Source organism: Luteolibacter pohnpeiensis, assembly GCF_016595435.1.
GTDB lineage: Bacteria > Verrucomicrobiota > Verrucomicrobiia > Verrucomicrobiales > Akkermansiaceae > Luteolibacter > Luteolibacter pohnpeiensis.
The window spans coordinates 1-9,586 of the sequence record NZ_JAENIJ010000057.1 but is presented as its reverse complement, the minus strand read 5'-3'; the positions used below and the strand labels follow the sequence as shown (position 1 = coordinate 9,586).

General features: G+C 55.3%; 11 protein-coding genes and 1 tRNA gene. 2 read left to right on the top strand and 10 right to left on the bottom strand.

Annotated features, from left to right (window positions below):
• Positions 1 to 105 precede the first annotated feature (105 nt).
• Positions 106 to 182: transfer RNA gene (locus JIN85_RS19130), tRNA-Met, on the bottom strand.
• Between the two features lie 160 nt (positions 183 to 342).
• Between JIN85_RS19130 and JIN85_RS19125 the strand changes: the two genes are divergently transcribed.
• Complete coding sequence (locus JIN85_RS19125; RefSeq protein WP_200273846.1) at positions 343 to 1,227, top strand: hypothetical protein; 885 nt, start codon at positions 343 to 345, stop codon at positions 1,225 to 1,227.
• Here JIN85_RS19125 and JIN85_RS19120 read toward each other — a convergent pair.
• Positions 1,209 to 2,063 (bottom strand): NAD(+)/NADH kinase, encoded by an 855-nt coding sequence (locus JIN85_RS19120; RefSeq protein WP_200273844.1) that lies wholly within the window; start codon positions 2,061 to 2,063, stop codon positions 1,209 to 1,211. The two genes, JIN85_RS19125 and JIN85_RS19120, sit on opposite strands and share 19 nt — an antisense overlap.
• 48 nt (positions 2,064 to 2,111) lie before the next feature.
• Positions 2,112 to 3,179 (bottom strand): LOG family protein, encoded by a 1,068-nt coding sequence (locus JIN85_RS19115; protein ID WP_200273842.1) that lies wholly within the window; start codon positions 3,177 to 3,179, stop codon positions 2,112 to 2,114.
• 90 nt (positions 3,180 to 3,269) lie between these two features.
• Between JIN85_RS19115 and JIN85_RS19110 the strand changes: the two genes are divergently transcribed.
• Complete coding sequence (locus tag JIN85_RS19110) at positions 3,270 to 3,707, top strand: deaminase (protein ID WP_200273840.1); 438 nt, start codon at positions 3,270 to 3,272, stop codon at positions 3,705 to 3,707.
• A gap of 4 nt (positions 3,708 to 3,711) precedes the next feature.
• On the opposite strand, the gene JIN85_RS19105 is transcribed toward JIN85_RS19110, so the two are convergent.
• The 7 genes from JIN85_RS19105 to nuoF all read right to left on the bottom strand — a co-directional run bounded on the left by JIN85_RS19105 (position 3,712) and on the right by nuoF (position 9,528).
• Positions 3,712 to 4,686 (bottom strand): D-2-hydroxyacid dehydrogenase, encoded by a 975-nt coding sequence (locus JIN85_RS19105; RefSeq protein WP_200273838.1) that lies wholly within the window; start codon positions 4,684 to 4,686, stop codon positions 3,712 to 3,714.
• 78 nt (positions 4,687 to 4,764) lie between these two features.
• Positions 4,765 to 5,322, bottom strand: coding sequence for a peptide-methionine (S)-S-oxide reductase MsrA (gene msrA, locus JIN85_RS19100; RefSeq protein ID WP_343225496.1), 558 nt, complete (start codon positions 5,320 to 5,322; stop codon positions 4,765 to 4,767).
• Positions 5,323 to 5,440: 118 nt separating this feature from the next.
• The gene (locus JIN85_RS19095) at positions 5,441 to 6,376 is read right to left on the bottom strand and encodes an MBL fold metallo-hydrolase (RefSeq protein ID WP_200273836.1); all 936 of its coding nucleotides are present in this window, start codon (positions 6,374 to 6,376) and stop codon (positions 5,441 to 5,443) included.
• 22 nt (positions 6,377 to 6,398) lie between these two features.
• A complete protein-coding gene (gene pyrF, locus JIN85_RS19090; RefSeq protein WP_200273834.1) occupies positions 6,399 to 7,175 on the bottom strand; it encodes an orotidine-5'-phosphate decarboxylase in 777 nt (258 codons plus the stop codon).
• Between the two features lie 57 nt (positions 7,176 to 7,232).
• Entirely contained in the window at positions 7,233 to 7,667 is a 435-nt protein-coding gene (locus JIN85_RS19085; RefSeq protein WP_200273832.1) for a MauE/DoxX family redox-associated membrane protein, read from the bottom strand.
• Positions 7,664 to 8,137, bottom strand: a complete 474-nt coding sequence (locus JIN85_RS19080) for a hypothetical protein (RefSeq protein WP_200273830.1) — start codon at positions 8,135 to 8,137, stop codon at positions 7,664 to 7,666. The genes JIN85_RS19085 and JIN85_RS19080 overlap by 4 nt, the downstream gene beginning before the upstream one ends.
• Entirely contained in the window at positions 8,134 to 9,528 is a 1,395-nt protein-coding gene (nuoF, locus tag JIN85_RS19075) for an NADH-quinone oxidoreductase subunit NuoF (protein WP_200273828.1), read from the bottom strand. Before nuoF ends, JIN85_RS19080 begins: the two co-directional genes overlap by 4 nt.
• Positions 9,529 to 9,586: the final 58 nt, after the last annotated feature.

Genomic DNA, 9,586 nt, shown 5'->3' with positions numbered 1-9,586 from the left:
GCTCCGCGTGATCGCCCAATGCGGCTGAAACCCATCGTCAATCCATCCTCAAAACCTCAACAAAAAGCCTCATCCCCAATCTTTGGTGTAGACCCGGCTTTATGTTGGTTGCGGGAGTAGGATTTGAACCTACGACCTTCAGGTTATGAGCCTGACGAGCTACCTGGCTGCTCCATCCCGCGGTTGGAACCATGCGCCTTCCGGCGCGGGGCGGCATTGTTAGGATGGGTTTGGCATTCGCGCAAGGGAAATTTTGCCTTATTCTGAAAATCGTGATTTTCTCCGCGCGGAATGTTGTCTCCCGATCCCACAAACCTTGTTGCTCCAAAGATTTGGCAGGAAATGCAACGTCGCCACTTGCAGCGGGCATCGACATACACAGCCCCGGCACGGGCTAGGCGGGATCGAGGAATCGCCCACCCGATCGACGATTTTCTGTTCCAATACTACCCCTACCCGTTTGCGTTTTTGGAAAGTTGGCAGCCGGGATTTGGGTTGGTTCTGGAATGGGATGCTGACGAGCCACCGATCCGATTGGGAAAGTACCACCGTTGTCTGGAAAATCGGATTTTCGTGGATCCTGGATTACTGAATGAAAAGGAAATCATCCGGCTACGGTGGATCCATGATTTGTTGGCAGCGACCCAGTCCCGTCCGGGCCATTTTGGCTGCCATGGGTTGCATGAATGGGCGATGGTGTATGGCGGAACCAGCGTGAGGCATGAGAAAACCACGCCGTTGCGGTTACCACAGGCGGAAATCGACGAAGTCGTCCGCTCTCGGCCAATTGTTTGTTCTCATTACGACGCATTCCGATTTTTCGAGCCTGAAACCAAACCGTGGAACAGGTTGCAACCGAGCTTGGAGAGCCGCCCCAAATTGGAGCAACCGGGCTGCATCCATGCCAATATGGATCTCTACAAATGGGCGGCGAAAGCCATGCCATGGATTGGCTCAGAGCTGCTGCTTGATTGTTTCGAGCTGGCGATCGACTTGCGCGATCTCGACATGCGCGCGAGCCCTTACGATTTGAGTGCGTGGGATCGGCCAGCGGTCAAAATCGAGACCGCCGAGGGCAGGAAGCACTATGAGTCAGAGCAACGACGGTTGGCAGAACGTGCGGCCCCGCTACGCCATCGGCTGATTTCGGCTCTGGCCGCCGTTTTGGATGCTGCAGCACAATCTGCTACCAGTGCTCATACTGAGGCTCACAGCCCTTGCCAGTGAAGCTTTTGCCGCAATGCTTCATAAAACGACATCCCGCCATAGCGCAGCAGCAGGAAATTCCGATCCGCCTTTCGCACTTCGACGGAATCACCTGGCTCGATGCGACTGTTATCGCGCCCGTCGGCCGTGAACAGCATCGGGCCATCGTCTGGATTTTCCGGCGAAAGTCCGATCACCGCATCATCGGCCACAATCAACGAGCGCTGGCTCAGACTGTGCGGGCAAATCGGCGTGACCACGAATACCGCAGCTGATGGTTCGATCAGGGGTCCGCCCGCTGATAGAGAATAGGCGGTCGATCCGGTCGGGGTCGCGACAATCAATCCGTCCGCGCGGTAGTGATTGAGCAAGTCCCCATTCAGCGTCGCTCGCAAGGACACAAGTCGTCCAGTTTCGCCGCGTGCCAGGGTGATTTCGTTCAATGCGAAAAATGTTTCCGTCGCTTTCCCGGCGCGATAGACCGTGGCCTCAAGCAGCGTTCGTTTGCTGATCGTGTAGCTTCCTGTCTCAAGCGCTTCCGCAAAAGATTCGAGATCGTCATCGGTGGAAGTTGTTAGAAACCCAAGCGTGCCGATGTTGATTCCGGCAACCGGTTTTTCAAATTTCCCCAACCGCAGGACGGCATTCAGCATGGTGCCATCGCCTCCTAGAACGGCGGCGATGGCGACATGCTTGGAAAACTCAGTGGCTGGGATTCCCCCGCCCTCGCCCGCAAGCTCGGCGGTATATTCTTCCAGAACACACGAGATGCCCTTGGCTTGCAGCACCGTGCGGAGCGCACGCATGGTGCGAACTGCCCCGGTTTTTCGCGGATTGACGATGATTCCAACTTTCAAGCTGCGCGACACTAGTCGGGGATGATCGATGGTGCAAGCCCGCCGCATTCAAGCTTTCGCCCGGCTCGGCAATAGCGATTGCACTGTCGGAACCAGATCAACCAATTCATCGACCACGACAAATTGGCCCGCTTCGGTAAATGGCTCCAGCATGGAAATCAGCGGAGCCCAGAAACTGACACCATTCGCGTCCTTGCGATTGTAAATCAGCACCGGCTTATCCTTCATCAGCTCATTGCCCTGAGATTTGAAAATCATCAGCGCGAGCATCTCCTGCACCGTTCCCGCACCGCCGGGGAAAATGACGAAGGCATCCGAGTTTTCGATCATGATCTCCATCCGGGTGTAAATGTCCGGCTTCAGCCAGAAGCTGGAAAGCCCTTGCGGCAAGCCTTCCAGCTCGATGATGTGTGGAACGTTCGATCCCCCGGTCCAGCCTTCAGCATCCACCGAACCACGGACCACCTCGCCCATGATGCCTGAATTTCCGGCGCCAGACACGCAACCGAGTTTGCTTTCCGCCAGCAATTTGCCGAATTCATAGCCATCGCTCAGATATGCCGGATCGCCGATTGAGGCGGAGCAAAAGACGCAGACGTTGCCAGCATGATCGTCCGGCAGCGGGGTCTCGAAAGAAGGTCCCGCGACTTCTCCGGTTCGCTCGCGACCGACATCGGGGTTGCCCCGGGAACGGGCTGCTTCTAACAAATCGAGCACGCCGGATGGGTCATCGGCGACGAGCAGGTAATCCGCATGGTTTTGTTTCACCGTGCCAAGACGGTTCAAATGGCTCAGGAGTTCGAAAAGCCGGCTCCACGACTCGTCCGAGTTCAGGATCACGGTGGGTTTGCCGGAGAGATGACGGTCCAACGTTTGGTAGCCGACAAAAATCGAAATCGCCTTGAACATGTCCTCCAAGGTCGCCCCCGGTGTGAATAGAAACGCGTCGGACTCGATGATTTTGCGCTCGATGTTGGAAAGCGAGATTCGCTGGTCGCCGTTGGAGTTATAGATATCCCAGCCACGGCTGAAAAGTTGGTAAAGGAGTTTGGCGCGGACTTCCCGGTTGGGATCTTTCTCTCCGCGGACGGTTCCTGCAAGTCGAACGGTAGGCATAAACAATTGGGTCTGGAGGGGATACGCAGATCACGTGCCCATCGACTCAAATTCTCGACGAAACACCTGCGGCTGCTCATCATAACACCAATGGACAAATTCATGCAAGCGGCAGTTGAAGAAGCGCGAATGGGGCTCGCAGAAGGCGGAATCCCGATTGGCAGCGTCATCGTTCACCAAGGAGAGATCATCGGGCGCGGCCACAATCGGCGGATTCAAAAAGGCAGCACCACCCTGCACGGAGAAATGGATGCGCTGGAAAATGCAGGGCGGCAGAAGGCTTCAGTCTACCGTGAATGCACGCTCTACACGACCCTCTCCCCCTGCCCAATGTGCAGCGGAGCGATCCTGCTTTACGGAATTCCGAAAGTGGTGATCGGTGAAAACCAGACCTTCATGGGCGATGAAGACTTGCTGCGTTCCAGAGGTGTCGAATTGACGGTATTGGACAACGCCGATTGCATCCAGTTGATGACGGATTTCATCCGCGATCAACCGGAGCTTTGGAACGAAGATATTGGCGAGTGATGCCTTAAATCACCTGATCGCGCAGCGGAGTGCCGTCGACAAACCGGCGGTAGTTATCGAGGAAATGAGCGACCAGAGCATTCGATTCCGTCGCATACCCACCGGCGATGTGCGGCGTGATGTAACAATTGTCCAGCGTCCACAACGGATGATCATCCGGAAGCGGCTCCGGATTCGTGACATCCAGCCAAGCGGCGGAAAGATGGCGAGATTTCAGGGCATCATACAACGCCGGTTGATCCACGGTGGTTCCGCGACCGATGTTGTGAAAAGCGGCACCGGGTTTCATCAAGCCGAAGCGTTCGGTGTTGAAAAAGCCAAGCGACTCGTGGTTTTCGGGCAGAATATTCACCACATGATCCGCCAGACCAAGATACTGCGGCAAGTCCGTTGGCGTGATCATTTCCACCCCTTCATCGCCTTTCGGTTGGCGACGCATGGCGATCACCCGAAGATTGAAGGGCCTCAACATTTCCACCAAACGCGCGGCGATCGCTCCATAGCCAAGAATCAGAACGGTCTGATTTTGCAGCAAACCACAGGCGTAACGCAGCCCGTTCCAAGCTGGCGTGCCGCTGGCCGCGCGGATCGTGAGCGACTTGGGAAGTTGCCGCTCGTGAGCCATGATGAATGCCAGGGTTTGCTGCGCGCAGGCCTCGGCGTAGACCGTCGAGCTATTGGTCACGACCAATCCCTTGACGGTCGCGTATTGACGGAATTCCGGAGTGTCGTAACGAGTGAAGCCGGCCGAGCTCACATGAATCCAGCGCAGGGAATCGCATTCGTAAATGCTTTCCAAATCCGGCTGGCCAAAAGCGATGTCGATGTTTTCGAACGCCGGATCCTTCTGCGGTACTGCCAAAACCGAGGTGCCAGGATTCGCTGGCAAAACCAGTTCTCCGGGGCTGACTCCCGCGCGCAAGGTTTCAAATAGTTCGGGCGAAAGCAGGCTGTTGCAAAAAATCCGGGGTGCGTTCATGGAAATAAAAAAGCGGGCGACGGCATGGTGCTGCCGACGACCCGCTTGTGCAAATGATTCCGCTCCTGAGAAATCCGATCAATCGTCGAGATGCAGTTTTTGCAACTTCGGTTGGATCACATATTTGCAATACGGATTCTTCGATTTGTTCTCCGCGTAGTAGTTCTGGTGGTAATTTTCCGCCGGATAAAAGTCGGTCGCCTCCTGGATTTGCGTCACGATCGGGTCCTTGAAATTCTTTTGCGCAGCGGCTTTCGATGCTTCCGCGATCTTCTTTTGCTCCGGGGAATGATAGAAAATCACCGAGCGATACTGAGGACCTACATCATTTCCCTGGCGATTCAGGGTCGTCGGGTCATGCAAATCCCAATACCAGGCGAGGATGCGTTCGTAGCTGATCTTTTTCGGATCAAAGACGACCTGAACCACTTCGGCGTGACCGGTGGTTTTATCGCAAACCTGCTCATACGTCGGATTTTTCACATGGCCACCACTGTAACCCGATGTCGCGGAAATCACGCCGTCGATCCGGTTGTAAGCGGCCTCAATGCACCAAAAGCAACCAGCCCCCAGAGTCGCCACTTCGGCGCCTTCAGGAATGGTTACCACCGCAGGTTCTTTATCTAACTTTGTCATGGCTTTTTTCTCAGGCTGACACGACACGAAGGTCGGCAGCATCGTGAAGAGGATGAGGAAAAATCGTCGGGTCATGAAGACGAGTATACACCGTAATCACATTTGTGTCGGAAAATATCTACCACTCGATGCCAACCCCGGTTTCCGGAATGAGCACGTGATCGCTGATACCGAGTCGATCCGCTTCCATCAGCAGGCGCTCGACCGGTTCATCGTTCGGCTCATTTCCGAGGGGAAACGTTCCGTAGTGCATCGGAATCATCACTTTCGCCCCAAGATCGGCAAATGCACGCACCGCTTCTTCAGGATTCATGTGGACGTTGCGACCGCTTGGCGCTTCGTAGGCACCGATCGGCATCAGCGCGACATCGATTTGATGGCGTTTGCCGATTTCGACAAATCCATCGAAATACGCGCTGTCTCCGCAGTGGAACACGCTCTTCCCCGCCGCGCGGACGATGTAGCCTCCGTAATCCCGGTGTGTGTCGTGAATGAACCGGGCTCCCCAGTGGAAACAAGGCGTGTGGATGACTTCCAACTCGTTGAAATGTAGATAATCCCAGGCTGAAACTTCATGGACTGCCGGGAACCCGAGCCGCCTGACCAATCCGGCGCTGCCTTTGGGAACGACGATTCCTTCTTTCGATTGCAGAATTCTCAAGCTCGGCTTGTGCAGGTGGTCGAAATGCGCGTGCGTCACCAGCACCAGATCGACCTCCGGCACTTCACGCAGGTTCAGGCCCGGCTGTTGAATGCGGCGGACCGGCCCGTGCCAATTCGCCCAGTTCGGATCGACCATCACCGAGTGGTCCGCAAATTGCAGGAAAAATGAAGCGTGGCCGATCCAGGTGATGCGGACCCGACCATCCTTTGGCGGGTCCAGCACTGGGGAAATCGAGCTGCCACCCGCACGCTTGAACATGCCGGGGACGATCCGATGGCGGAAAAACTTCAAATTCCGAGCCGGCCACCCTTTTTGTGGCAGCAAACCGGAATTTTTAGCGGTGTATCCGGCGATTTGCGGCGGCTGCTCGTTTCCTTCTAAATCTCCCATAAACGTCGCCAAGCTAGCACAGCTAAACGGGGTAAGCTGTCGCGATTTTTTCCGCCCAACCACGAGCACGGGCACCGAAACCGCGCTCATCCGCCGCGTAGAGAATTCCGCGGGAAACATTGATCACATCCGGAGCCGTGCGCCCTGCTGAGGCCAGCGAAGCAAGGTCGCCGCCCTGCGCACCGAGCCCAGGCACCAGAAGCGGTGCATCCGGGATTTTTTCCAAAACCGCTGCGGCATTGGTAAGTCCCACGACGTAGCCGACATCCGTCGCCCGTTCCTCCGCCTTGGCACGCTCGCCCAAAGCGGTCACCAGTTCGAAAACCGAGCGTCCATCGGCCAGTTTCTGCTGTTGGAAATCTGCGGTTCCCGGGTTTGAGGTCACCGCCAGCAGGTAAATCCCCTTGTCTTTCCAATCGAGAAACGGCTCGATCGAGTCATAGCCCAGGAACGGATTGAGCGTCACCGCATCCACATTCCAGCCGGAAAAATAGCCTTGGGCGTAGTATTTTTGGGTTTCCCCGATGTCGCTGCGTTTGGCGTCCAAAATGACCGGAATGCCCTCGGGCATCTTGCTGAGTAAATCTTCCAGCACGCGGATGCCGTCGATTCCCATCGCCTCGAAATAAGCCATGTTCGGCTTGTAAGCAGCTGCGGAATCCGCCGTTTCATCGATGACCTGCTTGAGAAAATTCCGGGCAAAGGTTGCTCCGCCGTCGCCAGGTCGAGGATCGAGCCCCACACAAAGTCGGGAGCCGGTTTTCTTGATTCGTTGCTGCAAGCGTTCTGCGAAGCTCATGCGCGGAGATTGGTCAGGGAGCGTGAGTTCGGAAACGCTAAAATCATTCCGAAGCCGTCAAATTTTGGACAGATCTGCGCGTTCAATCCACCACAGCCAGCCAAGTGCCGCGAAATAGCCGGTGAATTCCAAGGCTTTCTCCCAATAATTGATCGGTGCATCGCCACCATGACAGCCGCAGGTGATGTCGAGATTCTTGGACCATGCCCAACCGATCGCGATGGCAAACGAAATGACCAACCCGGTCATCGCCAGAATCGTCCCCTTCCGCAAAATACTGAGCAGCAGACAAACTCCACAAATCACTTCCGCCCAGGGAATCGTGTATGCAATCACCGCATCCCACGGTGCGGGCAGCATGCGATAGTTGCTGATGTCGTAGGTGAATCGATCGAGTCCCGAGACAAAGATTTTTTCAGCTCCAGAATAGAGAAACCAAGCTCCCAACGGAACCCGGAGTGCCAGTGCGATGATTTGCAGTCGGTCCTTCAAAGTCGTTCAGCAGATTCACTGGATTGTGAATCCGCACCACAACGAATCAAGTCGTATATCCGGCGATCGTCCCAGGCCCGAACTTTCATCACCTGCTGGACCGAGAAAACCACCGTGATCACAATGGCAGCCGTCACAAATCGCCAATCATAGAAAGCTCGCTCATCGGCTAAACGTTGGGAGATTTCCCGAAAGATTGGATTGGTGAAAACTGCCCATGATGACAATCCATAAGCGACGATTTTCGCGGTCTTCATGAAGAGGATCATACGGCGACCTGAAAAACGATCTGGTTTCAGCAAAAAATCGATCGGGAATAAAATACAGACCAGAAGGATTAGTGGGAAATACAGGGAATGATCGAAGTAGCTTGAAATGTAACCCAACGCCAGAAATGGCCAAATCGCTGCAACGGCTTGCAGCACGATCCGAGTCTTGGGAAACAATGTTTTCACCGGCAACGAGCTCATACCTTCTCCAAAAATCGCCGCTGAGCTACCGCTTCGGGATTCACCGGCGCGATTTCCGCCACTTCGGTCGTTTCAGCGATCAATTCATCGCGGAATTTCGCGATGATCGCCTCCACGGGCCACGATGACGCCTCGCCGAAGGCGCAAATGGTTCGCCCGTCGATTTGATATGCCACACTTTCCAGCGTCTCGATATCTTTCGCGCTAGCTGAACCGGCAACCAAACGATCACTGATTTTGCGCATCCAGGTCGATCCCTCGCGGCACGGCGTGCATTGGCCACACGACTCGTGGGCGTAGAAGGCATTGATGTTGTTGAGGACCCACGACATTTTTCTGGAATCATCGAGCACGATCACCCCGCCCGATCCGGCCATCGATCCGCAGGCTGCCAGAGTGTCGAAATCCATTTGCACGTCCCAGAATGGCAAATCGCGGGTGGTCCCATCGGGATTCCTGATTTTGTAAACTTCATCGCAGCGCAGGATTTTCGAGGATGATCCACCGGGAATCACTGCTTTGATTTCGCGGCCGTCCTTGGGCCCGCCGCAAAGCTCGTAGATCACTTCGCGCATCGTGACTTTGCCGACCTCGACCTCAAAATAACCCGGATTTTTCACATCGCCGGATACGCAAAGAATCCGGGTGCCGGTGTTCCGCGCGACCCCGAGTTTCGCATACTCGTCGCCTCCCATGCCGATGATGTGCTTCACGTGACAGAGCGATTCGACATTGTTGACGATGGTCGGGCACATGTAGAGGCCAAGCGCTGCCGGGAAATACGGCGGTTTGATCCGCGGATAAGGGCGTTTCCCCTCAAGCGATTCGATCAACCCCGTTTCTTCACCGCAAATGTAGGCTCCTGCGCCCCGATGGACGTAGATTTCCAGGTCGAACCCAGAATCGAGCACGTTTTTGCCAACGAAATTTTTCGCCCGCGCTTCCTCAATCGCTTTTTCAACGATCAACGCCGCTGCGGGGAATTCCTCACGAATGTAGATGTAGGCTGTGTGGACACCACACGCATAGGCAGCGATGACCATGCCCTCGATCAGCTGGTGCGGGTCCTGATGAAGAATGTAGCGATCCTTGAAGGTGCCTGGCTCGGATTCGTCTGCATTGCAGATCAGATAAACGGGTTTGGTGTTGTTCGGCGGGATAAAGGTCCACTTCATGCCGGTGGGAAATCCCGCGCCACCGCGCCCGCGCAGGCCGGATTTTTTCACTTCTTCCGTGACTGCCTTAGGCTCCATGGCGAGCGCCTTTTTCAGCTGCTCATAACCTCCATCCTTCAGGCAGCAATCGATCGACTGATCCCACCCCTCGCGATCGATGTTTTTGAAAATCAACCGATGTTCTCTTGGATGCGGGGGTTTGGTGTAAGTGATCATAGAGAAAGAGCGTGGTAATCTAGCTGCAGTCTCCCGGAGAGTGCCAGCTTGAATTTTA

Bases quoted from the DNA above. Each gene is read 5' to 3' on its own strand.
- JIN85_RS19125 (WP_200273846.1), top strand. From the start codon at position 343: ATGCAACGTCGCCACTTGCAGCGGGCATCGACATACACAGCCCCGGCA.
- JIN85_RS19115 (WP_200273842.1), bottom strand. From the start codon at position 3,179: ATGCCTACCGTTCGACTTGCAGGAACCGTCCGCGGAGAGAAAGATCCC.
- JIN85_RS19110 (WP_200273840.1), top strand. From the start codon at position 3,270: ATGGACAAATTCATGCAAGCGGCAGTTGAAGAAGCGCGAATGGGGCTC.
- JIN85_RS19105 (WP_200273838.1), bottom strand. From the start codon at position 4,686: ATGAACGCACCCCGGATTTTTTGCAACAGCCTGCTTTCGCCCGAACTA.
- msrA (WP_343225496.1), bottom strand. From the start codon at position 5,322: ATGACAAAGTTAGATAAAGAACCTGCGGTGGTAACCATTCCTGAAGGC.
- JIN85_RS19095 (WP_200273836.1), bottom strand. From the start codon at position 6,376: ATGGGAGATTTAGAAGGAAACGAGCAGCCGCCGCAAATCGCCGGATAC.
- pyrF (WP_200273834.1), bottom strand. From the start codon at position 7,175: ATGAGCTTCGCAGAACGCTTGCAGCAACGAATCAAGAAAACCGGCTCC.
- JIN85_RS19080 (WP_200273830.1), bottom strand. From the start codon at position 8,137: ATGAGCTCGTTGCCGGTGAAAACATTGTTTCCCAAGACTCGGATCGTG.
- nuoF (WP_200273828.1), bottom strand. From the start codon at position 9,528: ATGATCACTTACACCAAACCCCCGCATCCAAGAGAACATCGGTTGATT.